Source organism: Neorhizobium alkalisoli, from assembly GCF_007829835.1.
In the GTDB taxonomy this organism is placed as follows: domain Bacteria; phylum Pseudomonadota; class Alphaproteobacteria; order Rhizobiales; family Rhizobiaceae; genus Neorhizobium.
Map to the genome: position 1 here is coordinate 1,298,791 of NZ_VIWP01000001.1, position 26,390 is coordinate 1,325,180.

Sequence of the window (26,390 nt, forward strand, 5' to 3'; positions counted from 1 at the left end):
CCGTCAGTTCCCCTTCGGATCCAGAACGTCGCGCAGTGCATCGCCAAGGAAATTGAAAGCGAGCGAGACGAGGAAGATGGCAATGCCGGGAATGGCGGCAACCCACCATTGTTCGAAGATGAAGCGCTTGGCAGTGGCGATCATCGCACCCCATTCCGGCGACGGCGGCTGGGCGCCCATGCCGAGGAAGCCGAGCGAGGCGGCGGTGATGATGATCGACGACATGTCGAGTGTCACGCGCACGATGAGCGTCGGCACGCAGAGCGGCATGATGTGGCGAAAAATGATGCGCCACGAAGAACCGCCGGTCAGGCGATAGGCGGCGATGAAGTCGCTACCGCGCACCGTCAGCGTTTCTGCGCGGGCCATACGGGCGTAAGGCGGCCAGGCGGTGAGCGCGATTGCAAGCACGGCGCTTTCGACGCCCGGCTTCAGCGCCGCGACGAAGGCCAGCGCCAGCACGAGGCGCGGGAAGGCCAGAAAGATATCGGTGATGCGCATCAGGATCGTATCGACGATACCGCCGAAATAACCGGCGATGCAGCCGATGGCGAGGCCGATCGGCGCAACCAGCACGACGACGGCAATGACCATGCCGAGCGTGACGCGGCCGCCGAAGAGGAGGCGTGAATAGATGTCGCGGCCAAGCTCGTCCGTGCCGAACCAGTGGGCGGCACTCGGCGCCGCCAGGCGGTTGGCGAGATCCTGCGTCGCCGGATCATGGGTCGCAAGCAGCGGCGCGAAAATCGCGATCGCGATGAAGGCGAGAATGATGGTTAGGCCGATCATGCCCAGCGCATTGCCGCGCAGGTTCAGCCAGATACGGTAGCGGTTGCCCCAGGCGGCCTGCTGGCGCGATGACGGACTTTCATCCAGCGCCCAGTTTCGGAAGGTGGCGATCATTATTTTACCCGTGGATCGAGGACGCGGTAGAGAATGTCCGCAATCAGGTTGAGGCCGACATAGATCAGGCCGATCAGAAGCGTGGTGCCGACGACCGGGTTCATGTCCGCATTCATCAGCGATACGGTCAGATACTGGCCGATGCCCGGCCAGGAGAACACGGTCTCGGTGACGACGGCGCCTTCGAGAAGGCCGGCATAGGTCAGCGCGATGACGGTGACGAGCTGGACGGCAACGGTCGGAAAGGCATGACCCCAGATCACCTTGGTCAGCGACAGGCCCTTGGCGCGGGCCGTGATGACGAATTCGCCCTTCAGCGCATCGATCATGAAGGCGCGCGTCATGCGGGCGATATAGGCCATCGAGAAATAGGCAAGGATGATGACCGGCTGCGCCATATGTGCCAGCGCATCCCAGAAGGCGCCAAGATCTCCGGCGATCAGGGTATCGATCGTCAGGATGCCGGTGACCGGGTCGATCATGCCGTCATAGATGATGTCCTGACGGCCGGGGCCGGGGGCGATATCGAGCGCCGAATAGAAGATCAAAAGCGAGATCAGCGACAGCATGAAGACCGGCACGGAATGGCCGGCAAGGCAGACGACGCGGATTGCCTGGTCGGTGAACGAGCCCTGGCGGACGGCGGCCCAGACGCCGAGCGGAATGCCGATCAGCGCGGCCAGCAGAAGCGCGGCCGTGGCAAGCTCGAAGGTCGCCGGGAAGAAACGGACGATATCCTGCGCCACCGGGTTCTTGGTCAGAACCGACATGCCGAAATCGCCATGGGCGAGCTGGTAGAGGTAATGCAGGAACTGCACCGGAATGGGCTGATCGAGGCCCATTTCGGCGCGTACGCGAAGAATGACGTCCTCGGGCGCATTGTCGCCAACGGCGGCAATGACCGGATCGACCGGCATGACCCGGCCGATGAGGAATGTCAGCACAGTCAAACCGAACAGCGTCAGGAAGACGCTGCTCAGTGTTGCTGCAAGGCTTTTGAAACGCCTGTTCACGCCTTGTTGGTCTCCAGGTAGGAATTGCCTTCAGACAGAACGCCGAGCTGGAAGCCGTTGACGTTCTTGCGGCATGCCGCGGTCTTGGTGGTCTGGAACATGACGGCGAATGGGCTGTTTGCCATGAAGTCACGCTGCAGCTGTTCGTAAAGAGCCAGGCGCTTGGCCGGATCCTTCTCGTCGCGGGCAGCTTCCGCCTTGGCCGTCATTGCATCGTCCTTGTAGCTCGAGCGCCATGCGAAGGGCTTCTTCTTGGCGTCGTCGGAATTGTCCTTGTTGATGCAGAACACTTCGGCGTTCGAGTTCGGATCGAAATAGTCGGTGCCCCATGCCGACAGCGCCATTTCATGGCCACGGGCGCGCATCTTGGTCAGGACCTGGCGGTTTTCGGCCGACTGCAGCTTTACGCGGATGCCGATGGCGCCGAGATTGGCCTGGATCGCCTGAGCGAGGTCCGGATAGGGCTGTGCCGAATAGTGGTCGAGCGTGATGTCGAAACCGTCCTTCAGGCCGGCTTCGGCCATCAGGGCTTTGGCCTTTTCGAGATCCTGCTTGAACGGCGTGTCGGTGACCGTGCCCGGGAAGCCGGCCGGCTCCATGCTCTGGTGAACGGCGTGCGTCAGCGGCACGATGTTCTTCTGCATGCCTTCGTAATCGAGCGCCCACTTGACGGCCTGCCAGACCTGCGGCTTGGCGAGGTTGGCATTGTTCTGGTTGAGCGAGATCAGCACCAGCGAGGCGATCTGCTTGCGCACCAGCGTGATGTTCTCGTCCGACTGCAGGGCCTTCAGCTGTTCGGAGGTCAGGTCGCGGGCGATATCGACATCGCCCTTCTGCAGCATAAGCATCTGCGACGACGGATCGACGACGTGGCGGATGATGACGCGCTTCAGGTTGCCCTTGTAGGGGCCGTTTTCGTTGAGCACCAGGGTGATGCTTTCCGACGCCTTCCAGGCCTGCAGCTTGAAGGAGCCCGAGCCGGCGCTGTTCTTCTGCAGCCAGGCATTGCCGAGGTCGCCATTCGCTTCATTGGCCATGACAACCTTCTTTTCGACGATGGCGCCGATGTTTGCCGACAGGCAGAACAGAAGGAAGGAAATCGCGGTCGGCTGTTCGGTCGTCAGGGTGACGGTCTTTTCATCCTTGGCGACGATGCGGCTTTCAACGTTTTCAGCGGTGAAGCCGAACTGGTTGATGATGAAGGCCGGGCTCTTGTTCATCTTGATGGCGCGCTGCAGCGAAAACGCCACGTCTTCGCCGGTCACCGGGGCGCCGGAGGAGAATTTTGCATCCGCGAGCTTGAAGGTGAAGACCTTGTTGTCGGCATCGGCTTCCCAGGACGCGGCGACGACGGGCAGAACCTGGTCCGGGTTGTCGCTGTTGGCACGTACCAGCTTCTGGTACATGTTGCTCATCACTTCGCCACCGACGGCCTCAAAACCCTCATGCGGGTCAAGGCTGGTCATGTTGTCGAGCTGCTGGGCAACGACCAGGATGTCCTTCGGCGTGGCCGCGAATGCGGTGTCGGCCAGTTCGATATAGGACAGGAAGGGCAGGGCTGCGCCGCCGATCAGAAAATTGCGTCTGGATACCATTGTTATATTCCCCTTGAACGGCCGGTTCTCCGGAGTGCGGAGGCCGGCAAGATTTTGCCGCAAAAAGATGCAGGCCTCTTATCAGGCGCCATTTCGGGCGACCAATTCCGTTTTTCGAATGGGTTATGCGCGGTTTGCATTTGCGGCTATCGCGCGCGATCCGTACGGATAATCAAAAATCCCAGGCTTTGGCAGGATATTTCAGAAAATGCTCAACAATTCGCTCCCGATCTTCGATGGCCATAACGATGTCCTGCTACGCCTGCGGCGCGCCGGTGGCGAGGATCCCGTGAAGCGTTTTCTTGAAGGCGAAGAGACGGGACATATCGACTTGCCGCGCGCGAAGGCCGGTGGGCTCGCCGGGGGGCTCTGCGCCATCTATGTGCCGTCGCCCAGCATGACCAAGGATGCCAATGGCGATTTCCCGACGCCGGCCCAGCCCGTGGCGCTCAATGAGACGCTCGCAATGGCACGCCTGCTGTTCGATATCGAGGCGCGCTCGGAAGGTGCAGTAACGGTCTGCCGCACGGCAGCGGATATCCGCCGCTCGATCGAGACGGGCAGCTTTGCCGCCGTCTTCCATATCGAGGGTGCCGAAGCGATCGCCGTCGATCTCGATGCGCTGCACGTCCTTTATCAGGCCGGTCTCCGCACGCTCGGTCCGGTCTGGAGCCGGCCGAACGTCTTTGCTTACGGCGTTCCCTTCCGTTACCCGTCCTCGCCCGATATCGGCCCAGGTCTCAGTGACGCCGGCCGCGACCTGATCCGCGCCTGCAACGAGCTGAAGATAATGGTCGACCTGTCGCATATGAACGAAGCCGGTTTCTGGGAGATTGCGAAGATCTCGAAGGCGCCGCTCGTCGCCTCCCATTCGAACGTGCATGCGCTTTGCCAGCACAGCCGCAACCTGACCGACCGCCAGCTTGACGCGATCAAGGATACGGGTGGTCTGGCCGGCATCAATTTCGGCGTTCTCTTCCTGCGCGACGATGGGGTCAAGGATCCGAATACCAGCCTCGACCTGCTTGTGCGGCATGTCGCTTACATAGCCGAGCGCATTGGCATCGAGCATGTCGCGCTCGGCTCGGATTTCGACGGCACGACCATTCCGGCCGAGATGAAGGATGCCGCCGGCCTGCCGCGCCTCGTCGAGGCACTTCGCCGCCACGGCTTCAATGACGCCGAGTTGAAGAAGATCGCGCACGAGAACTGGATCTCGGTACTGGAACGCAGCTGGGCGGTTTAACGCGCACCCTGTCTCGCGCGGGATACATCAGTAGACATCGCGCAGATAACGCTTGTCCCGCTTGAGCTTTGCCACGTAGTCGGCCGCCTGTTCCGGTGACATGCCGCCATGTTCCGCGATGATTTCGCCAAGTGCTGCGTCCACGTCCCGGGCCATGCGGCTTGCGTCGCCGCAGACATAGAAGGAAGCGCCTTCTTCCAGCCAGGAAAACAGCGCCTTGCCGTTTTCCTTCATGCGGGTCTGGACATAGATCTTGGCGTCCTGATCGCGCGAAAAGGCAAGGTCGAGGCGGGTCAGCAGGCCGTCGCGGCTCATGGTGGAAAGCTCGTCTTCGTAGATGAAGTCGCTCTCGCGGCGCTGGTCACCGAAGAACAGCCAGTTCCGGCCCTTGGCCCCGCGGGCGCGGCGCTCCTGCAGGAACGCACGGAAAGGCGCAATGCCGGTGCCGGGGCCGACCATGATCATCGGTGCATCGTCGTTACCCGGAACACGAAAAGCCTTGTTCTGCGACACGAAAATGCCGGCACTCGCACCTTCGGCGACCCGATCGGCCATGAAGGTCGAGCAGACGCCGCCGCGATCTCGGCCGGACGCGTGATAACGGACGCTGGCGACGGTGAGGTGGACATAGTCACCGGCTTCCGTCGGGCTCGAGGAGATCGAATAGGCGCGATGTTGCAGCGGCTTTAAAAGTGTGATGAATTCCGCGGCGCTCATGCCGCCTTGAGGCAGAAGCGAGAGCAGGTCGAGACTGTCCCTGCCCCAGAGGAAATCGTCGAGCGCTTCCTTGTCGCCGTTGCGAACCACATGGGTGAGTTCCTCGTGACCGGCGCGGCGCTCGACCTCGGCGATCAGATCGCGCGACGGCGTGGAGATCTCGTATTGGCTCGACAACAGTGCAGCGAGTGGGGCGCCGTCGATTTCCGTCTCAACCGAGGCCCCGAGCCTTGTGATCAGCAGATTGACAAGCGCCGGATCGTTGATCGGCATGACACCGAGCGCGTCGCCGGCCTCGTAGGCAAGGCCGCTTTCGCCGAGATCGAATTCGAAATGGCGGATTTCCTTGATCGAACCTGGGCCGGACAGGCGGCGGTTGACGGCAAGCGTCGATGCATAGGGGTTCTTGCGGCTCCAGCCTGCCGTGTCGCGTAACGGGGCAGGTGGAGCAATCGCGGCGCTCGCGCCCGGAACTTGCTTCTCGGCAGCGAGCGGCAAGGTTTCCCCCAGCCATGCAGCGGCTGCGTCTTCAAAATCGATATCGCAGTCGAGGCGGCTGGCGATACGCGTCGCGCCAAGCTGTTCGAGACGCGTGTCGATCAGCTTGCCTGCCTGGCAAAAGCCATCATAGCCGGTATCGCCGAGCGCTAGGACAGCGAATTTCAGGTTTTCGAGGCGCGGAGCGGCATCAGCTGACAAGGCTTCCCAGAAAAGCTGGGCATTGTCCGGCATCTCGCCTTCGCCATAGGTCGAGGTGACGATCACCAGATGGCGCATGGCGGAGAGGGCCGCCATGTCGATATCGTCAAGTCCGCGGACTTCCGGCGCCATGCCGATTGCGCGCGCCGATGCTGCGGCATCCATCGCCACCTGTTCGGCATTGCCCGTCTGGGTGCCGAACAGGATGTGCAGCGGTTGAGCCGCACCGGCGGCAGGTGCGCCCGCGGTGCTTTCCCTGGCAATCAGGCGCGAGTTCAGGCCGGCCATGAAGCCGGAGAGCCAGGCGCGCTGGTCGCTGTTGAAAGGGGCGTCCTCGGGGATATGGGGTATCGTCATGATGTGCGCCTCACGATCTTGCCGTTGCGAGATTGCCGATCGCCTTGGCGGCAAACAGCTCCTCGAAGCTCGGGATGCGGCCAATCCGCTCGCGGTTGCGTTCCGTCTGCTGGATGATCCAGCCATAGGTTCCGGGGCTGTCGATCGACAGCGTGTTGCGGCCGGCCAGCGCCTGGCGATAGTCGGAAAGGCGCTTTTCCGAGACGAGAACCGCAAGGCCTTCGTCGTCGTAATCGGCGATCGCCTCGCGGGCATAACGGGAGAGTTTTTGCATCAGCGCAAAATCCTCCGTCAGGATCAGGTTACGCACGGCCTTTTCCACGGCAGGTTCGGAAGGGCCGAGCGCATTCGGGACACGCGCCATGGCAAGCGACTGCGCCATGGAGAGCACCGTGTAATTGTTCAGCAACGCGAACATCCCGTCCGTATCCATCTCGCCCTGTGCCGGCGCCCGGCCGTTGAGGATCGGCTTGCGGTCACGATAGGCGAGCTTGAACTTGCGCACCTGATGGCCTGCAAGCGCATTGGACAGTTCCTCGATCAGATCCTTGCGGCTCTTTGCCTTCAGGATGGCGTCGCTATCCTGATAGAGCAGCAGTGCCCGCGGCAGGCCGTAGACGAAGTTCGACCGCTCGCTCTCGAAATTGTCGAGAAGCCAGCGTGCCTTTTCCGAACCGGTCGCCTCGATATGCCATTCGAGCATCATGCGGATCGCGTCGGCATGGAAGGCGGCATGTGGGGCTTCCGGGTCGGCGATCGAGCCGATGAGGATCGAATCGTGGCTGATGTTCTTCTGCAGGTCGCCGTAAGGATCGTATTGGTAGAAGAAGCCGCCGCTCATGCCGTTGCCGACACCCTTGCCAAAGGCGCCGAGGTTGAGAACGGCACCATTGGTCATGTATTCACAGCAGAAATCACCGACACCCTCGACCACTGCGGTGGAGCCGGAATTGCGCACGGCAAAACGGTCGCCGGCCTGGCCTTCGACGAACAGGCGGCCGCCAGTGGCGCCGAACAGCGCGAAATTGCCGATCAGCACATTGCCGCCCGCCTCATGCGAACCGCCACCCGGCGAGCGCACGGAGATCGTGCCGCCATTGGCGCTCTTGCCGACACCGTCATTGCAGGTGCCGGTATGGGTGAGCATCATCCCGTCATTGCAGAAGGCGCCATAGGACTGGCCAGCCGAGCCGGACGTCGCGATCTTCACCGAGCCTGCATCGAGGAAACGACGGCCGCGCTTGTCCTGCCGGACGGCGGGGAGATGGCGCGTGTCATTTTCCGTCAGCTCGTGGTTCAGCATACGCTCGATATCGACCGCAAGCTGGCCACCGACCGACTTGTTGCAGTTGTTGAGGTGTCGGTTGCCGCCGAGCTCGACGGTTGGCTGGGCGCCATCGATCAGGGCCGAACGCACCATGTCGATGAAGGCGTCGTCGACCGCATAATCCTTTTCCATATAGACGGGGTTGGCGATCTTCACCTCTTCGACGACCTGCAACATCGCCCGCAGGTCGAGCTGGCCGACGCTGGAAGGGTGGTCGAGGAGATGCAGCAGATCGCTGCGGCCGCGCGCCGCCCGCAGGGACTTCAGGCCGAGCGATGCGAGAATCTCGCGGGTCTCGTGCGCGATGTTGAGCAGATATTGCGCCAGTGCCCGCGGGTCGCCGTCGAAAACTTCGGAATTGGTGGTGAGGCCTGCGGGGCACTTGATGTTGCAGTTCTTCGCCATGACGCATTTCAGCATCATCAACGCCGTCGTGCCGAATTCAAAACTGTCGCCGCCGAGCAGCGCCGACTTGACGACATCGCTTGCCGTCTGATGTGCGCCGGAGCAACGCAGCGTTACCTTCTGGCGAAGGCCGTTGGCTGAGAGCGCCTGATGCACTTCGGCAATGCCGATTTCCGCCGCGCGACCGGTATATTTCAGGCTCGTGACTGCAGCGGCACCGGTGCCGCCAGTATTACCAGCGACGTTGATGACGTCAGCGCCTGCCTTGGCGACACCGACCGCAATCGTGCCGATGCCTTCCGAGGAGACGAGCTTGACGACGACGCGGACGCGGGCCGCCTTGCAATCGTGGATCAGCTGAGCCAGATCCTCGATCGAATAGGTGTCATGATGCGGCGGCGGCGAGACCAGCTCGACGCCGGGCGTGCCGCCACGTGCGGCGGCGATCTCGACCGTCACCTTGGCGGCGGGAAGCTGGCCGCCTTCGCCGGGCTTGGCGCCTTGGCCGATCTTGATCTCCAGCTCTTCCAGCATCGGATCGGCCAGATAGCCGGCCCAGATGCCGAAACGGCCCGAAGCGAACTGCTTGATGCGCGAGGCGCGGATCGTGCCGTAGCGCGAAATATGCTCGCCGCCTTCACCGGAATTCGACATGCCGCCGACCATGTTGGTGCCGTGCGCCACCGCCTCATGGGCATTGGCAACGAGGGCACCGTGGCTCATGGCACCGGAGGCGAGAAGCGGAGTGATTTCGCTTGCGGGCTGGACATCATCCAGCGAGATGCCCGCGGGCGCCGTATCGAGAAGGCGCAGATAGGCGAGAGCCTGTCCTTGAGCATGCACAGCGAGTGCGCCGCCTTCCAGCCAATGGCCGAGAATGTCGGCCTTGAAGCGGGCGACGAGCGATTGCCCGAGTGCGGCGAGCCGTGCAAGGTCGCTGCCGAGTGGACCGGCGAGGCTGAGCCGGAACGTATCTTCGGTCAACGCCTGGCACGTCAGGCCGCGGACGAGAAAGCTGTTATTGCCCTTGCGGGAAAAGCGCTTCATCTCCTTGCGGAAATCATCGGGCGAAGTCGCAAAGCTGACGTCGGCCGGGAAGGCGAGAACATCGCGAAGGGCTGCCGGGCGACGAGAGCGTTCTTCCGTCATCATCCGCACGAAGGAGCGATAACCTGGGGTGATGGCAAAGCGGTTGATCGCGTCCGGAGACAGGCGGTCGTAGCTCGTGTTCGTATAGGCGGCATCATCGATACCGAAGGCGTCGTCGAGGCGGTTCAGCGTCAGCAGGCGCAGGAACGGATCCTCTTCACCATCCGGCTCGGCAAATGTCGGCTTTTCTTCGGTCATGTCGACGAAACCGCGCACGGCCGTCGTGCCGAAGGAGTGCCCTGCGCCCTCGGCGCGTTCCTTGAAGAGGCCGAGCAACGGAATGTCGTCCTCTGCCTTCACCGTCAGCGCCTTGGCATGCCAATCGGCGACGGCCTGGGCGATGACCTTGAAATCGACGCCGCCGACCGGCGTCCGGACGTTCGGGAAGTAACGGTTGAGCACCGGATCGCTAGTATCGAGGAAATTCGGCTCGAAGAATTCGCCGCCGACATAACTTTCGGCGGTGCATAGGCCGACCTTGCCCATGGTCTTCATCAGCGACTTTTCGGCCGCCTTGGCGAAACGCTTGAAGGCCTTGTCCGCTTCAACACCGAACTTTTCCTCGGCGCGAAACTGCACACCGAGCGGATAGATGGCCGAAGCGCCGAAACCAAGGGCCGCCGCGATATGATGCGAGGAGGAGATCTGGCCGCTTTCCACGACCAGCGAAACGCGCAGGCGCGCACCTTCCTCGATGAGCTTCTGGTTGATTGCCGAGACGACGAGGATCATCGGCAGTGCCGCACGGTCCCGCGCAACGTGCCGGTCGGTGACGATCGCGATACCGCCCTCATCCCGGGCGAAAGCGGCAATGGCGCCGCACAGCTGGGCGATGCCGGCTTCCAGCGCGCGGGCATTCTCTGCTGCATCGTCGAGAACCGGAGCATAGAGCATCTCGAAGCGGCGAACGGGCGTTTCGGTCTGCTCGCGCAGCTTCAGCATGTCGAGATGGGTCAGGATCGGCGAGGGGACGACGATCTGGCGCGCAGCCTTCGCACCGATATTCGGCTTGGCGCCGAGCGCGATACGCAGCGTCATCCCATCCGCTTCGCGGATGCTGTCGAGCGGCGGGTTGGTGACCTGGGCGAAACGCTGTGAAAAATATTTCGCAACGCCGCCTTCCTGATCGGAGAGCGCGTTGATCGCATTGCCGTAACCCATGGCGGAGATCTTTTCCGCCCCGGTCGCCAGCATCGGGTCCATCAGGAACTTGAAGCTTTCCTGATTGTGCGAATAGGCGACGTAACGCTGATGGCGTTCCAGATCGCCATTGTAGCGCAGTGGCGAACCCTGGGCTTCCGCCGGGATTTCCGGCAGATCGGCAAGGCGCACGCGTGCACCGACGAGAAGATCGCGATAGGGCTTGCGGGCGGCAAGCATTTCCAGCGCTTCGACCGTGCCATAGGCGCGCTTTTCGACATGGTCGTAAACCAGCATGCCGCCGGCCTCGATGCGGCCGCGGTTCAGCACAGTTTCCGGCGGAAAGGCGATCTGGCCGGCTTCCGACATGACGCAGAGATAATCTTCCGTCTCGACGGTGCGCAGCGGGCGCAGTCCGAGGCGGTCGAGACGCGCGCCGATGATATCGCCATTGCCGAAAATCAGCGCCGCGGGACCGTCGTTCTTTTCTTCGTAGAGCGAGAAATATTCGAGCATGGCAACGACGTCGGCCGACAGCGTATCGTCGTTTTCCCAGGCTGGCGGCATCATCGAGACAACAGCGGTCACGAGATCAAGGCCATCCTCCATCACGCGCGATTGCAGCGTCTGGTCGAGGCGGCAACTGTCCGATTGCCCCTTGGGGCGAATGATCGAGGCGTTCTTTGCGGCAGCAATCGCCGCTTCGGAGAGGCGGTTCTTTCGGTCCGTGTTCAGTTCGCCGTTATGCGCCATCTGCCGGAAGGGCTGGGCCATGGATGGGTGCGGATCGGTATTGGTCGAGAACCGCGTGTGGAAATACATGGTATGGATCGAATGATCCGGGTCCACCAGATCGCGGAAGTAAGGAATGACCTCGTTCGAGTTGAGGCGTCCCTTCAGCACCTGGGTGCGGGCGCTGAGCGAGATCGGGTAAAGCCCTGCCAGTTCGGCGCGCGTATAAGCCTCGGCCTCGATGGCAAGCAGCGCCTTGTGAATGCGAAAATCGAATTCGGCCAGCAGGGCCGTCTCGCTGTGACAGCTGAACACCCATTGGCGGATCTCCAGCTGATGGCGGATGGCGGCCGGCCGGATCGCTTCGTTGTCCACCGGCACGTCGCGCTTGAGCAGAATCTCGAAACCCTGCTCGGCCAATGCAGTTTCGATGACATGCTCCGCCTGCGAATGGAAAGCGAGATCGGCGGGCAGAAAGAAGTTGCCGACACCGAAGCGATGCGGCTGAAGATCGGCGCGGCCGGTGAGCTTGCGGAAGAAGCTCAGAGATAGGTCCGTTGCGATACCAGCTCCATCGCCTACACCCTCGGCCGACATGCCGCCGCGATGCGGAACGGCACAGAGCGCCTCATGGCCTCTGAGCAAGACGTCGTGGGTCTGAATGCTGTCCTTTCGCGTTATAAACCCCACGCCACAGCTGTTTTTCTCCTGGGCCGGATCGTAGAGGCCGAAAAGCGCAGTGTTCGATTCCATGGGCCAGCTCCATCAGAAATATGTCAGTGGAGTTGACCTAATTAACAAGACTTAACGAGTCAAGTTTAAAGAGTTGTGCGCCGCAGCATGGGGTTGAGATGGAAGGCTCGGGTCGTCTGTTCGGTGCCTTCAATCTGAGCATTTTTCCAAAACAAACAAAAACAGCGGCGAGATTGCTCCGCCGCTGTTTCATTGTCAGGGTCCGCAGGCCCTATTGAATGGATCCGATGTTCTAGGCGGCCTTCGTTTCCAGCCCTTCGCGCTCGCCCATGTAGGCGATCAGATCTTCAATCGTCACGATGAGCAGGCCGTTCTTTTCGGCAAAGATTTCGAGATCGGGCAGCCGTGCCATGGTGCCGTCGTCATTGGCGACCTCGCAGATGACGCCAGACGGAAGTTTTCCGGCCAGCCGGCAAAGGTCGACGGCAGCTTCCGTATGTCCCGGCCGGCCAAGAACGCCATCCGGATGTGCCCGGAGAGGAAAAATATGTCCAGGACGGGCAAAATCGTCCGGGCGCGAGGCGGGATCGACAAGAGCCTTGACGGTTGCGGCCCGGTCTGCGGCCGATATGCCCGTTGTGGTGCCGGGGAGGTAATCGACGGAAACGGTGAAGGCGGTCTTCATCGATTCCGTATTATTGGGAACCATCAGCGGGATTTCGAGTGCGTCGAGGCGTTCGTGATCCATCGACACGCAGATCAGGCCACGTGCCTTGTTCATCATGAACGCGATCTTTTCAGCCGTTGCGTCTTGCGATGCGAATACGAGGTCGCCCTCGTTTTCACGGCTCTGGTCATCGACAACCACAACGATCTCCCCGCGGGAGATAGCAGCGATTGCATCTTCAATTCTGGAAATCGGCATTTACAAGTCTTTCAAGGGTTAAGCCGGTGAAGGCTGTTGCATCGGCTTGCGCCGACAAAACTTTCCCTTGGGCGAACAAGCGCCACGGGCAGCCCGGTTAAAGGCCGCCGCGGGTTGGTCTCTTCCATCCGGACTATACCGTCGGCTCCGGCATCGCACCGGATCTGCTGACCTTCCTTTTGGGGAAGCGCTCGCGGGCTCCGGGACAAGTCCCGATACCGCCGGTGGGGAGTTTCACCCCGCCCTGAGAACAGAAGAAATGTATTTCAACATCCGCTTGGATTGCAACCCTTTGACATGCCTCAAACAGCCTCGGAATGAGGAAAATGTTGCGGCTGCGAAAAGGTGGGTGATTTATTTTGCTATCAGGACCTCGATGCCGCGCTTTTCGAATTCGCGGGCGTCGCGGTCGGAAATGCCGTCATCGGTGATGAAGGAATGGATCACGTCGAGCGATCCGAGACGGGTGAAGGAAGAGCGGTTGATCTTGGTGCTGTCGGCGACGAGATAGACATGCGCCGCAGCCTTGATCATCGCTTCCTTGAGCTGGAGATCGGCAAAACTCGGATAGGTCAGGCCGGCATCGAGCGCCACGCCGGCCGTCGCCAGGAACAGCTTTCCGGCAAAGATGTTGCGGAAATACTCGACCGACTTGTCGCCCGACAGCGACAGCGTCGGCGACTTGAACTGGCCGCCCGGCATATGCACCGCAAATGTCGGCACGGAGCCGAGGATGATTGCGATGTTCAGCGCATTGGTGATCAGCGTCAGGTCTCGCCGGCTGGTGAGCCGCGTCGCGATCTCGGTTGTCGTCGTGCCGGCATCGAGGATCAGCGTCTCGCCATCCTTGACCAGGCTTGCCGCCAGCGCGCCGATCCGGCGTTTCTTGTCCATGTTCTCCTGGTGATGGAGCGTCATGGTTCCGGTTTGCGGCGCCGTCGTGTTGAGGAAGGCGCCGCCGTGCTCGCGGGTGATGAAGCCTTCGTTCTCCAGCCTCTCGAGATCCTGGCGAATGGTCGCTTCCGATACATGGAAGGCACTCGCCAGTTCCCGCACACGGGCAGACCCTTCCTCCTGGAGCCATTCGAGGATGCGCCGGCGTCTCGGCTCGGACAGAAGTCCGATCATCGATTCCGAAGCATCATTCTCGTTCTTCGCTTCCATTCGGTCCTGCCTAAACCCTGCAATCGCAACCAATCGAAACTATTCGATTCTTCTGATCCTTACAGCAAGCGTCCGAAGCCTCCAAATCCTCAATTGGCGTTCTGCTGCAGGACGACGCGGGCCTGGAGCTTCTGCTGGACCTGATCGACGACCACGGCGGCGATGATGACGAGGCCTTTGATCACTGTCTGCCAGAAGGACGAGACGCCCATCATGATGAGGCCGTCGGCGAGAATGCCGATGACGAAGGCGCCGACAATCGTGCCGCCGACCCGTCCGCGTCCGCCGGACATCGACGTGCCGCCGAGAACGGCTGCGGCAATCGCGTTGAGCTCAAAGGTTTCGCCGGTCGCCGGATGGCTGGCCTGCAGCTGCGAGGAGATGATCAGGCCGACAAGGGCGGCGCAAAGGCCGGAGAACATGTAGACGAAGAGCTTGATGCGGTCGACATTCACGCCGGATAGCGCCGCTCCGCGTTCATTGCCGCCGACCGCATAGATATGCCGGCCAAGCGGCGTACGGCTGGCGAAATAGGCGGCGATCAGGGCAACGACGACCATGATCCAGACGGAGACCGGCAGGCCGAGAAACGTGCCCGAGCCGATGATGCGGAACGTGTCGGAGCCGTAATCCGGATTGCCCGCAAGGTTCGGGAATGTACGGCCGTCGGAGAAGAGAAGGGCGGCGCCACGGGCCACGTAAAGCGTGCCGAGAGTGGCAATGAAGGGCGCGACGTTCAATTTGGTTATCAATAACCCGTTGATCCAGCCGATGAAGACGCCGACGACGAGGGCGATCAGGCAGATCTCGATCGTGTTGAACTGCAGGCTGTAGCCGATGCCCAAAAAACCGAGATCGATACCGTAAAGCACGAGATAACCGGCAACCATGGCGCAGAGGCCGACGATCGAGCCGACCGAAAGATCGATGCCGCCGGCGACGATGACGAATGTCATGCCGATCGCCAGAAGCGCGTTCTGGGCAACGTGTTTGGAGACGATCAGCATATTGCCGGTTGTCAGGAAGTTCGGCGCGGCAAATGCGAAAAAGGCAAAGACCAGGATCAGAGCCACGAAGGTGCGCATATGCAGAAGCAACAGAAGTGCCGATGTTCGGGACCTGTGGCCACCAATGACCGTCTTGACGTTGCCTGCGGCGTCGATGCTGCTCATAATGTTTCAACCCTGTTCAGATTGGGGGTCGCCGCCGAAACGACGTCCGCGGCGTTGGCCCCTGCCGGGAATTGCCCGGTCAATTTGCCATTCGCCATGACGAGAATGCGATCGGAAAGGGCCAGAACCTCTTCCAGATCGGATGTGACGAAAAGAATGCCGAGCCCGTCGGCCGCCAGATGCCGCATGGTGCGAAAGATCTCGGCCTTGGCGCCGATATCGATGCCGCGCGAGGGCTCGTCCATCAGCAAAATCCGTGGCTTGGTCATCAGCGCCTTGCCGATCACCACCTTCTGCTGGTTGCCGCCGGAAAGGCTGGAGACCGGATGTTCGGGACTGGCGATCTTGATCGCCATGCGCTTGACGAATTCGGCAGCCTTTGCCGCCTCCGCCTTCAGGCTGAGGTGAAAACCGCGGGTGAAATCGTAAAGCGATGACAGCGTCAGGTTTTCGCGGATCGTCATGATCTGCACGAGGCCGTCGCGCTTGCGGTCTTCCGGGATGAGCGCGAGGCCGCGACGAATGCGCCCCGAAACGCTCTTTTCCTTGACCGGCTTGCCGGAGATGAACAGCCGGCCCGAGGAGTTCGGATGCTGGGCCATGATACATTCCAGCAGTTCCGAGCGCCCGGCACCCATCAGGCCGTAAAGCCCGACGATCTCGCCCTCGCGCACTGAAAGCGACATGTGGTTGACCGCATAGCCGCCGGCCGGGCTCGGCAGGCAGATGTCTTCCACCCGGAAAACCTCGCCGCCGAGATCGTGTTCGACCGTCTTCGGAAATTCCTTCGAAGCGCTACCGATCATGTTGGCGACGATCCAGGGAATATCGACACCCTGCATCGAGCGCGAGCCGGTAATAACGCCGTCGCGCAGAACGGTGATGTAGTCGCCGATGCGGATCAGCTCTTCCAGCCGGTGGGAGATGTAGACGATGCCGACGCCCTGTTTCTTCAGGTCGTTGATGACCCGGAACAGGACTTCGACCTCCGTCGCCGAAAGTGCCGAGGTCGGTTCGTCAAGGATCAGGATGCGGGCGTCTTCGGCAAGCGCCTTGGCAATCTCGACGATCTGCTGCTGGCCGATCCGAAGGTTACCGAGCGGCGTATCCGGGTCGATATTCTGTTCGAGCCGTTTCATCAGAGCCGCAGCAGCCGTCCGCTGCGCCTGGCCGTCGATATGAATGCCGCCGAGCGTCTTTTCGTGGCCGACGAAGATGTTTTCCGCCACCGTCAGGTTGGGAAACAGATTGAGTTCCTGAAAGACGATGCCGACGCCGTTTCTGGTGGCATCCGCCTTGTCGGCGAAAACAACCTGTTTTCCGTCGAGTTCGATCGTGCCGCCGTTCAGCTGTTCGACGCCCGCGATGACCTTCATCAGCGTCGATTTGCCGGCGCCGTTCTCACCGACCAGAACGTTGACCGCGCCCATGCGCAGGTCGAAATCGACATTCTTCAGCGCCTGGGTGCCGGGATAGATCTTTGAACCGTTACGGATCGACAGGCCGATCGGATGGGGCTCGGTCATGGCGCAACCTCGATCGAGACCGGCATGATCAGCGGTTTTTCGCCGGCGGAACGGATCACGACTGCGCCGAGGAAATTGACCTTCTTGCCCTTGAGCGGCGTATCGGCGCTGGGCAGCTTTGAGATTGCCTTGTCGTTCAGGGCGCGGCCAAGACGGGCATATTCGATCTGGTCGCGGAAGGTCGAGAAATCGTAGAGATTGGTGGTGTCGCGCAAGGCCGTGCCCTTGACGACGGGACCGAGCTGCAGCGTCGCATCGGCCTTGCCGTCGCCGTCCACGTCGATATCGGCGGTCGCCGCTTTTGACGCGCGGTTTTCATCGACGACCGTGGCGCTTCCCTTGACCGGGAAATTCCAGCCGCCGCCGGCACCGCCGACGCGCACGCCGTGGCTTTCGCCCGCCTTGTCGAGGCCGGCCTTGATGGCGTCCTGCAGGGCGACGATATCGACCGCCTTTTCCTTCAGCGCCGGCACGAGCTTGGCGTCGAACGTCGTCTCTACGGTTTCGGCAATCGGATCCGCAGCCGCGCTCGAGGCGTCCACGGTCTTGACCAGCTTGCAACCGGAAACGGACGCAGCAAGCAGGCTTGCCACAAACAGGGTTCTGATTTTCATGGTGACCCGCATTTCTTTCAGGGCAGAAACCACCCGGGACGCGTTTTGCATCCCGGGTGTCGAATGGCGGCTTTACGGCTTCAGCGCGAAGGTTTCGAGCTTGGAAGCGTTCGCGGCATTGATCAGGATGCAATCCATCAGCTGCTTTTCCTCAAGCCCGGTCTTGCCCGTCTTGATGAACTTGTCGGCCTGTACGACCGCGTTCTGCGCCTGCTGATAGGCCGGCTGCAGGACGGTCGCCTTGATGCCGCCCTTCTTGATCGAGTCACGCACGTCGTTCGAACCGTCGAAACCGACGACGATCACGTCCTTGCGGCCGGCTGCTTCGAGCGCGGCATAGGCGCCCATGGCCATCGTGTCGTTCCCGGAGATGACGCCCTTGATGTCCGGATGCGCCTGCAGGATGGATTCCATCACCGTATAGGCTTCGGTCTGCGACCAGTTCGCCGTCTGCTTGGCGACCGACTTCAGGTCCGAATACTGGTCGATGACGTCGTGATAACCCTGCGAGCGGATACCGGCATTGGTGTCGGATTCCTTGCCGACGAGCTCGGCATAATTGCCCTTCTCGCCCATCAGTTTGACGAATTCTTCGGCGCCGAGCTGGGCGCCCTGGTAGTTGTTGGAAACGATCTGCGAGACGGCGACGCCGGTCGTGGTGATTTCGCGGTCGATCAGGAACGAGGGAATGCCCTTGTCCTTGGCCTTCTTGACGGCTGCGACGGACGCATCGGCGCCGGCATTGTCGAGAATGATGGCCTTGACGCCGGCGGCGATCGCATTGTCGAACAGTTCGTTCTGCTTGTTGGCATCGTCATCATGGACGAGAACCATGGTCGCGTAACCCAGTTCCTTCGCCTTTGCCGCAGCACCGTCGGCTTCGGCCTTAAAGAAGGGGTTGTCGTGGCTTGGCGTGATGATGGCGATCGTATCAGCGGCAAAAGCCGTGCCGGAGACTGCGCCGGCAATGCCGAGCGCGACCACGGACATCAATAGACGTTTCGTAAGCTTCATGGAGACCTCCCGTTTCGAAAACCACCCTCCCGTGGTCTTTCCATGCTCAGACTATCGATTGCTTTTGTTTGATGTCAATATGTTTTTGAAATTTGTTGTTTCGACGGTCAAAAATCAACATTTGCTACTATTTATGCTGCGCTGCGGCGTCGTTTTCATCGTCTTGGCGATTGTCTTATCAAAAATCCGCTTGAACACCCCTGCGTTTCATGTCACTTAATCGCCAAACGAAAGAAATCGAAAGCAATCAAAAATCACCTCATTCGATTTTGAATGCTTTGATGCCTGATCTCGGGGAGGAGTGGGCTGGTTCCTTTGCGATGATGGTTTGCCGGGTTCCCGTCAGACATGCAGCGCATGCGCGGGTCGGTTCATCTGCGGAACCATGCCGGCCCTTTTGGCCGATAACCGATTGAATGGAGGAAACTTATGACTGAACAACGTTTTGGCGCCGGCATCTGGCATTTCGCCACCTATCTCGATCGTTATGCCACCGATGGTTATGGCACGCCGCGCAGTGTCATCGAGGCGATCGATCTGGCCGGCCAGGTCAAGGACCTCTCGGTCGTCGACATCAACTATCCGTTCTTCGGCGGCGATTTTTCCAATGCGCAGGTCAAGGAAGCGCTGGATCGCAACAAACTCAGCGTCATCGGCATCACGCCGGAAATCTATACCCGCGAATTCGTCAAGGGCTCCTTCACCAACCCGGATGCCGGCGTGCGTCGCCGCACCCATGAACTGGTAACCGAAGCCTGCGATCAGGTCCGTTATTTCGGCGCCGATTACGTCAAGCTGTGGCCGGGGCAGGACGGCTGGGATTATCCGTTCCAGGTCGATTACGGTACATTGTGGAAGCATTCGCTTGATGGCGTCGGCCAGCTTGCCAGCGAAAACCCGGATTTGAAATTCGTCATCGAATACAAGCCGCGCGAACCGCGCGTGCGCATGAGTTTTGGTTCGGTGGCTCGTACGCTGCTCGGCATCGAAAAGATCGGCCTGCCGAATGTCGGCATCCTGCTCGATTTCGGCCATGCGATCATGGGTGGTGAATCCGCTGCCGACAGCGCCCAGCTGGCCATCGATTACGGCCGCCTGTTCGGCATGGACGTCAACGACAACTACCGCTCCTGGGATGACGATCTCGTCGCCGGCAGCCTGCATCCGATCGAGCTTTTCGAGTTCTTCTACGTGCTGCGGAAAAACAAGTGGGAAGGTGTGTGGCAGCTCGACCAGTTCCCCTTCCGCGAAGACAGCGTCGCGACCGCCAATCACGCGATCGATTTCCTCAAGGCTGCGGCCAAGGGGCTCGATGCGCTCGATTTCGACGCATTGAAGCAAGCGCAGGACCGCCATGATGCGATCAGCGCGCTGAAGATCGCTCAGAAGGCATTGTTCGGTGCCATCTAGGCGCCGCTCCCCAAGAGCGCACTATCGTTCCTGAAAGGCTGATACCCATGTTGAAGAATGACATCGTCGATACGATCCGGGAGAAGGCATTGTGGATGCGCCGCAGGGCGTTCCGCATGGTCTTCGACGCCCAGCTCGGGCATCCGGGCGGGGATTTCTCGGCGATCGACATCATCGCGACGCTCTATTTCGGCGTGATGCGCTACGACCCGAAGAAGCCGGAAATGGCGGAACGGGATCGCTTCATCATGTCGAAAGGCCATGCGACCGGTGCGCTCTATACCGCCCTCTGTGCCGCCGGTTATTACCCGGAGGACTGGCTGACGACTTATATGCAGCCGAAATCCATGCTGAACGGCCATCCCAACCGCAATTATCTGCCGGGTGTGGAGACCAATACCGGCCCGCTTGGCCATGGCATGCCGGTGGCGCTCGGCATTGCCATTGCCGGCCAGCTGACCAGCAGCGATTACCGCACCTTCGTGCTGACCGGTGACGGCGAGCTGCAGGAGGGCTCCAACTGGGAAGCGGCGATGACCGCCGGCAACCGCAAGCTCGGCAAGTTCACGCTGATCGTCGACCGTAACCGCCTGCAGCAGGGCATGGGAACCGAAGAGACCAACGGTCTCGACCCGCTCGACGACAAGTTCCGCGCCTTCGGCTGGGATGTCGAAGTGGTGGACGGGCATGATGTCGTCGCTCTTCTTTCCGCTTTGTCGGAGCCGGCCGGCGGCCGTTCGAAGCCGCTCTGCATCATTGCCAATACGGTCAAGGGCAAGGGCGTCTCCTTCATGGAAAACAAGGCCTCCTGGCACCATGGCGTGCCGAATGCCGAACAATATAATATCGCTATGGAGGAACTGGTCTGATGGCTGCTCCCGCACAGAAACAGGAAGGCTTTTACGACTGCCGTGATGCCTGGGCGCGCACGATCGAGGCGCTTGCCGAGGAAGACCCGCGCATCGTCGCCGTCGTCAACGACTCCGTCGGCTCGTCGAAGCTCGGCGGCTTCCAGAAGAAATTTCCCGACCGACTGGTGAATGTCGGCATTGCCGAGCAGAACATGGTCGGCGTCGGGGCGGGGCTTGCCAATGGCGGTCGCATTCCCTTCGTTTCGGCGGCCTCCTGCTTCCTCACCGGCCGCGCGCTGGAACAGCTGAAGGCGGATATCGCCTATGCCGGTTTCAACGTCAAACTCGTCGGCCAGTCGTCCGGTGTCGCCTATGGCGAGCTCGGGCCGACCCATCATTCGATCGAGGATTTCGCCTGGCTGCGCCCGCTCGACAAGATCACGGTCGTCGTTCCGGCCGATAGCTGGGAAACCGCCGAGGCGGTCAAATGGGCCGCGGCCCATGAAGGCCCGGTCTATATTCGCCTGAGCCGCATGCCGGTACCGGACCTCGTCGTCGAAAACCGCCAGTTCCAGCCCGGCAAGGCCGAGGTCGTGCGAAAGGGCAGCGACGTCACGCTGGTTGCTTGTGGCACCATGGTTCACCTCGCCGTGCAGGCGGCAGCCGATCTGCAGGCCGAGGGCATTTCCGCCCGCGTCCTCAACATGGCGACCATCAATCCGCTGGACGGCGCCGCGATCGAAAAAGCGGCCAGCGAAACCGGCGCGATCGTGACGATTGAGGAGGCCAACATTCATGGCGGCCTCGGCGGTGCCGTGGCGGAACATACGGCTGCCACTCTGCCGGTTCCGGTCGAGCGCATGGGCTTTCCGGGTTTTGTGCCCACAGGATCGGTCGAATGGCTGTTCGATCATTTCGGATTGACGGCTGCCGGGATTGCCCGGTCGGCGCGCAAGGCGATCGGACGCAAGCGCGCATGACCGGCGGTTCGGGAGGGGGACCAAAGAGCGGATATATCATTGCCATCGACCAGGGGACGACCAATACCAAGGCGATCCTGGTCAGCGCCGCCGGCGAAGTCGTCGCCAAGTCCTCGGCGCCGCTGAAATCGAATTATCCGCGCCCCGGCTGGGCAGAACAGTCCTCTGACGACATCTGGGCCAGTGTCCAGGCAGTCATCGCGGAGCTTGTCGATGCCAATCCTGAGGCCGGCATTGCTGGGCTTGCGATTGCAAACCAGCGCGAGACGCTGGTCGTCTGGGACGCGGAAACCGGCAAGCCCATCATCCCTGCGATGCTGTGGCAATGCCGGCGCACCGCGCAGGCTTGCGAGGCTCTGATCGAGCAGGGTCAGGATCCGATGGTAGTGGAGGCGACAGGCCTTTCCATCAATGCACTCTTCCCAGCCTCCAAGCTGGCCTGGGTCATGCAGAACGTCCCCGAAGCGAGAACGCTGGCTATCCAAGGCCGATTGCGTGCCGGCACGGTGGACAGTTGGCTGCTTTACAAGCTGACGGGCGGCAAGGAATTCGCGACCGACCATTCCAATGCCTCGCGCACGCAGCTGTTCAATACGGGCACACTGAGATGGGACGAAGGTCTTTGCGATCTGTTCGGCGTACCTCTTTCTGCCTTGCCACAGGTTCGGGCCTCCGATAGCCAGTTCGGCGAAGTGGCAGGTGGCGCCACCGCTCTTCCAGCAGGTGTCCCGATCCTTGCCATGATGGGCGACAGTCACGCTGCGCTTTATGGTCATCGCGTGCGGACACCCGGCCTCGTCAAAGCGACCTATGGTACGGGTTCGTCGCTTATGACGCTGACGCCGCAGCGGGTTCTGTCGAAAAACGGCCTCTCAAGCACGATCGCCTGGAGTGATGCCCAAGGCGTCGCCTATGCTCTCGAAGGCAATATTACGGTGTCGGCCCAGGCGGCGGCATTCGCGGCGGAGATGCTGGGGCTGCTTGATGCAAAAGCCCTCTCCGCTCTTGCCAAGACGGTTCCGGATGCGGCCGGCGTCATCTTCGTCCCCGCTCTTGCCGGATTGGGCGCGCCCCACTGGAATGACAAGGTGTCGGGCACGATTTCCGGCATGACCCTGGCGACGACCCGCGCGCATATCGCTCGGGCAACGCTCGATGCCATCGTTCTCCAGGTCGCCGATGTCTTTATCGCCATGGAAAAGGATCTCGGCGCTCGCCTCGATGGCTTGCTGGCAGACGGCGGAGCATCCTCCAACGACTTCCTGATGCAATTACAGGCCGATGTTCTGGACCGGCCGGTCACGCGCAGCGGTCAGGCAGAGGTTGGCGCCATGGGCGTTGCGACCATGGCGCTTGCCGGATTGGGGATGGCCTCTTCATGCAAAAATGATGTCCGCAGTGAATTCCGGCCCGATCTCGAGGCGGTCACGTGGCGCACAGAGGTGCGTGATGGTTGGCAGTCGATGCTTGCGCGGCTGACCGCGCATTAGGATCGGGACGAACAAGGGGCCTGCCGGGAGAGCAGGGACATGAAGTGGGAGGATAGTGACATGGGATCTGCAATACGGCCGCTTGTTGCGGGAAACTGGAAAATGAACGGCATGCGCGACAGCCTCGCGCAGATCAAGCATGTGTCCGAGAGCAGCGCATTGGCTATTTCAAATGCCGAAGCCCTGATCTGCGTGCCGGCCACCTTGCTTCATTCCGCCGCCGTGATGACCGCCGGGACGCCGCTGCGGATCGGTGCGCAGAATTGTCACCATGAAGAAGACGGCGCCTATACCGGCGATATCTCTGCTGGAATGATTGCAGACAGCCTGGGCAGCCATGCCATTGTCGGCCATTCCGAGCGCCGGCTGGTTTATCGGGAATGTGATGCCTCGGTCCGCTCGAAGGCGGCGGCTGCTCACAAGGCCAGCCTGACGGCCATCATCTGCATTGGCGAAACGGAAGAAGAGCGGATTGGCGACCGCACACTTGAGGTCCTTCGCTGCCAGCTGGCGGGTTCGGTGCCGGACGGCGCAACGGCAGCAAACACGGTGATCGCCTACGAGCCTATCTGGGCAATCGGCACTGGCCGGACACCTTCGATCGCCGATATTGCCGCTGCCCATGCCTTCATTCGCGCCGAGCTGTCTGGTCGTTTCAATGGAGAAGGCGATCGCATGCGTCTTCTCTACGGAGGCTCGGTCAAACCCTCGAACGCCGCTGGAATTCTTGAGATCGACCATGTGAATGGAGCCCTGGTCGGTGGCGCAAGCCTGATGGCCGCCGATTACCTGGCGATCTGCGCGGCTTGTTAATCCGAGGTCTCCCTGATCTTCGAAATTCCTGACGCTTCCGGGTAATGTGATTTAACCTTCGAGATTGCAAGGTTGCAAAACTCCCCTCACAGGACCAGAACGACGACAGGAATTTCAAAAAATGGGAGGAGATTTTATGGAGATCCAGCAGCTTATCGGTGGCAAATTCGTTGCGGCCATTTCCGGCCGAACCTATGACCGCCTTGATCCTTTCACAGGCAAGCTTGCCACGCGGACGCCGGCTTCGGGGCTGCAGGACGTCGCGGCTGCTGTCGAGGCCGCATCTGCGGCGTTTCCCGCATGGTCGAAGACGGGCCCGGGACAGAGGCGGGCGCTGCTTTTGAAGGCCGCCGATATCCTGGCCTCGAAAACCGACGAATTTGCCGGCCTGATGATAACGGAAACCGGTGGCACGGCACCGTGGGCCGGTTTCAACGTCATGCTGGCCGCGGGCATCCTGCGCGAAGCAGCCAGCATGACCACCCAGATCCAGGGCGAGGTGATCCCGTCGGACAAGCCGGGCACGCTTTCCATGGCGCTCCGCACGCCTGTCGGCGTCTGCCTCGGTATCGCGCCCTGGAACGCGCCGGTCATTCTCGGGACGCGCGCCATCGCCATGGCGCTTGCCTGCGGCAATACGGTGATCCTCAAGGCATCGGAAGCATGCCCCGGAATGCATGTGCTGATCGGTCGGGCCCTCGTCGAGGCTGGCCTGCCGGATGGCGTCGTCAATGTCATTACCAACGCGCCGGAGGATGCGGCTGCGATCGTCAAGGCCTTGATCGAGGCGCCCGCTGTCAAGCGCGTCAACTTTACCGGCTCGACCAAGGTCGGGCGGATTATCGGTGAGCTCTGCGGCCGGAACCTGAAGCCCGCCCTGCTGGAGCTTGGTGGCAAGGCGCCCTTCGTCGTGCTCGAGGACGCCGATATCGACGCGGCCGTCAACGGTGCGATTTTCGGTGCCTTCGCCAATATGGGTCAGATCTGCATGTCGACCGAAAGGCTAGTCGTGCATGAGAGCATCGCGGATGAATTTGCTGCAAAGCTGTCAGCCCGGGCCTCGCAGCTGCCGGCGGGCGATCCGCGTGGCCATGTTGTGCTTGGATCATTGGTGTCGCTCGAAGCAGCCGAGAAGATGGAGGCGCTTGTCGCCGACGGGCTGGATAAGGGAGCGTCTCTGGCTGCAGGGGGCAAACGTCACGGCTCGGTCTTCGAGGCAACCCTGCTCGATGGCGTCGCACCCGGCATGCGCATCTATGACGAGGAAAGCTTTGGCCCCGTGAAATCCATCATCCGCGTCAAGGATGAGGAAGAGGCCATCCGTATCGCCAACGATACCGAATACGGCCTTTCTTCTTCTGTTTATAGCAGGGACATCCGGCGGGCGATGGCTGTCGCGGCGCGGATCGAGACCGGTATCTGCCATATCAATGGTCCAACCGTGCATGACGAGGCCCAGATGCCGTTTGGCGGCGTCAAGGCTTCCGGTTTCGGCCGTTTCGGCGGGAAGGCGGGAATAGAGGCATTTACGGACCTGCGCTGGATCACCGTCGAAGATCCGAACCAGCATTACCCGTTCTGATCTTGGAGTAGATCCGCAAATCCGGCCGCTATGGCCTCATTGAAAAGGGGAGGCGGGCCAGAGGCGAAGCAGGCGCTTGCTTTGGCCCGCTTTCTGGCCTGTTTTCCCGACCTGCCTTGTGGAAAACGATAATTCTCTTTTGAATTCAGTGATTTGTCGTTTTTTTGCAGTTTTATGAAACTGTGCTGTTGACGCTTGGTAGGGTTGGATCTATAACCCGCCTCACTGACGAGGGCGGCGGCGCTGCTAGCGACGAAGCTTCTCGTTCTGGAGAAACTGGCGGAAACGCTGGGGAATTCTTCGGAAAAATCACTTATGAAATTGGCGCATGCTGATTGGGGCCGGGTTACGGTTTGGCTCTGGGTGATTTGACGTTTGGTCTTTTTGTAGAGACTGAGTGTCTGTTATTTGACAATTGAAGATGAGAAGAAAGAGAAACGTGGTCGGCGGTTTTCCGCGGGTCAAGGCTTTAAGTCTTGGTCTGTTTAGAAGACAAAATGACGGTCACGTTTTGATATGAGAACACCAGGCTGGTGGCGCAGTGATGCGGAACCAGTCGAGTGAGTTCTCGTCGATTCAGAACATAGTGATCAGTCATGATTGAATTCTCAACTTGAGAGTTTGATCCTGGCTCAGAACGAACGCTGGCGGCAGGCTTAACACATGCAAGTCGAGCGCCCCGCAAGGGGAGCGGCAGACGGGTGAGTAACGCGTGGGAATCTACCCATCCCTACGGAACAACTCCGGGAAACTGGAGCTAATACCGTATACGCCCTTCGGGGGAAAGATTTATCGGGGATGGATGAGCCCGCGTTGGATTAGCTAGTTGGTGGGGTAAAGGCCTACCAAGGCGACGATCCATAGCTGGTCTGA

Annotated in this window: 18 protein-coding genes, 1 rRNA gene and 1 riboswitch; of the genes, 8 read left to right on the top strand and 11 right to left on the bottom strand. The window is 60.8% G+C overall.

All coding sequences use genetic code 11. The annotated features are described in order from the left end of the window. Positions 1 to 3: 3 nt before the first annotated feature. Genes nikC through FHW37_RS05640 form a run of 3 tightly spaced genes read right to left on the bottom strand, consistent with a single transcriptional unit; the run spans position 4 to position 3,511 of the window. On the bottom strand, positions 4 to 906 hold the full coding sequence (gene nikC, locus FHW37_RS05630) for a nickel transporter permease (protein ID WP_145633628.1): 903 nt from the start codon (positions 904 to 906) through the stop codon (positions 4 to 6). After that, entirely contained in the window at positions 903 to 1,916 is a 1,014-nt protein-coding gene (locus FHW37_RS05635) for an ABC transporter permease (RefSeq protein ID WP_145633631.1), read from the bottom strand. The genes nikC and FHW37_RS05635 overlap by 4 nt, the downstream gene beginning before the upstream one ends. After that, complete coding sequence (locus FHW37_RS05640) at positions 1,913 to 3,511, bottom strand: ABC transporter substrate-binding protein (RefSeq protein ID WP_145633634.1); 1,599 nt, start codon at positions 3,509 to 3,511, stop codon at positions 1,913 to 1,915. The genes FHW37_RS05635 and FHW37_RS05640 overlap by 4 nt, the downstream gene beginning before the upstream one ends. A 208-nt stretch (positions 3,512 to 3,719) precedes the next feature. Here FHW37_RS05640 and FHW37_RS05645 point away from each other — a divergent pair, with 208 nt between their 5' ends. Beyond that, a complete protein-coding gene (locus FHW37_RS05645; RefSeq protein WP_145633637.1) occupies positions 3,720 to 4,757 on the top strand; it encodes a dipeptidase in 1,038 nt (345 codons plus the stop codon). Positions 4,758 to 4,784: 27 nt separating this feature from the next. On the opposite strand, the gene FHW37_RS05650 is transcribed toward FHW37_RS05645, so the two are convergent. The 8 genes from FHW37_RS05650 to FHW37_RS05685 form a co-directional block, all read right to left on the bottom strand. Beyond that, positions 4,785 to 6,533, bottom strand: a complete 1,749-nt coding sequence (locus FHW37_RS05650) for a sulfite reductase subunit alpha (protein WP_210249274.1) — start codon at positions 6,531 to 6,533, stop codon at positions 4,785 to 4,787. Positions 6,534 to 6,540: 7 nt separating this feature from the next. Beyond that, positions 6,541 to 12,036 carry a glutamate synthase-related protein gene (locus tag FHW37_RS05655; protein WP_145633642.1) on the bottom strand — a complete coding sequence of 1,832 codons (5,496 nt, stop codon included), beginning with the start codon at positions 12,034 to 12,036 and terminating at the stop codon, positions 6,541 to 6,543. Between the two features lie 232 nt (positions 12,037 to 12,268). Then, positions 12,269 to 12,901, bottom strand: coding sequence for a 3,4-dihydroxy-2-butanone-4-phosphate synthase (gene ribB / locus FHW37_RS05660; protein ID WP_145633645.1), 633 nt, complete (start codon positions 12,899 to 12,901; stop codon positions 12,269 to 12,271). Between the two features lie 112 nt (positions 12,902 to 13,013). Then, positions 13,014 to 13,157, bottom strand: a riboswitch (FMN riboswitch). A gap of 98 nt (positions 13,158 to 13,255) precedes the next feature. After that, positions 13,256 to 14,065, bottom strand: a complete 810-nt coding sequence (locus FHW37_RS05665; protein WP_145633649.1) for a DeoR/GlpR family DNA-binding transcription regulator — start codon at positions 14,063 to 14,065, stop codon at positions 13,256 to 13,258. An 89-nt stretch (positions 14,066 to 14,154) separates the two neighbouring features. Continuing rightward, a complete protein-coding gene (locus FHW37_RS05670; protein ID WP_145633652.1) occupies positions 14,155 to 15,237 on the bottom strand; it encodes an ABC transporter permease in 1,083 nt (360 codons plus the stop codon). Next, positions 15,234 to 16,763 (bottom strand): sugar ABC transporter ATP-binding protein, encoded by a 1,530-nt coding sequence (locus FHW37_RS05675; RefSeq protein ID WP_145633654.1) that lies wholly within the window; start codon positions 16,761 to 16,763, stop codon positions 15,234 to 15,236. The genes FHW37_RS05670 and FHW37_RS05675 overlap by 4 nt, the downstream gene beginning before the upstream one ends. Next, on the bottom strand, positions 16,760 to 17,377 hold the full coding sequence (locus tag FHW37_RS05680; RefSeq protein ID WP_186458156.1) for a DUF2291 family protein: 618 nt from the start codon (positions 17,375 to 17,377) through the stop codon (positions 16,760 to 16,762). Before FHW37_RS05680 ends, FHW37_RS05675 begins: the two co-directional genes overlap by 4 nt. Positions 17,378 to 17,449: 72 nt before the next feature. Continuing rightward, complete coding sequence (locus FHW37_RS05685) at positions 17,450 to 18,391, bottom strand: D-ribose ABC transporter substrate-binding protein (protein WP_145633660.1); 942 nt, start codon at positions 18,389 to 18,391, stop codon at positions 17,450 to 17,452. Positions 18,392 to 18,820: 429 nt separating this feature from the next. Here FHW37_RS05685 and FHW37_RS05690 point away from each other — a divergent pair, with 429 nt between their 5' ends. The 7 genes from FHW37_RS05690 to FHW37_RS05720 form a co-directional block, all read left to right on the top strand. After that, on the top strand, positions 18,821 to 19,801 hold the full coding sequence (locus FHW37_RS05690; protein ID WP_145633664.1) for a sugar phosphate isomerase/epimerase family protein: 981 nt from the start codon (positions 18,821 to 18,823) through the stop codon (positions 19,799 to 19,801). Positions 19,802 to 19,848: 47 nt separating this feature from the next. Beyond that, a complete protein-coding gene (locus FHW37_RS05695) occupies positions 19,849 to 20,670 on the top strand; it encodes a transketolase (protein WP_145633667.1) in 822 nt (273 codons plus the stop codon). Next, positions 20,670 to 21,632: a transketolase family protein gene (locus tag FHW37_RS05700; RefSeq protein ID WP_145633670.1), complete on the top strand. Its 963-nt coding sequence runs from the start codon at positions 20,670 to 20,672 to the stop codon at positions 21,630 to 21,632. Before FHW37_RS05695 ends, FHW37_RS05700 begins: the two co-directional genes overlap by 1 nt. Beyond that, entirely contained in the window at positions 21,629 to 23,122 is a 1,494-nt protein-coding gene (locus tag FHW37_RS05705) for an FGGY-family carbohydrate kinase (protein ID WP_145633672.1), read from the top strand. Before FHW37_RS05700 ends, FHW37_RS05705 begins: the two co-directional genes overlap by 4 nt. A 60-nt stretch (positions 23,123 to 23,182) precedes the next feature. After that, on the top strand, positions 23,183 to 23,935 hold the full coding sequence (gene tpiA / locus FHW37_RS05710) for a triose-phosphate isomerase (protein ID WP_145633675.1): 753 nt from the start codon (positions 23,183 to 23,185) through the stop codon (positions 23,933 to 23,935). Between the two features lie 136 nt (positions 23,936 to 24,071). After that, positions 24,072 to 25,517, top strand: coding sequence for an aldehyde dehydrogenase (locus FHW37_RS05715; RefSeq protein ID WP_145633678.1), 1,446 nt, complete (start codon positions 24,072 to 24,074; stop codon positions 25,515 to 25,517). A 609-nt stretch (positions 25,518 to 26,126) separates the two neighbouring features. Further along, positions 26,127 to 26,390: ribosomal RNA gene (locus tag FHW37_RS05720) — 16S ribosomal RNA — on the top strand; the annotation flags it as partial.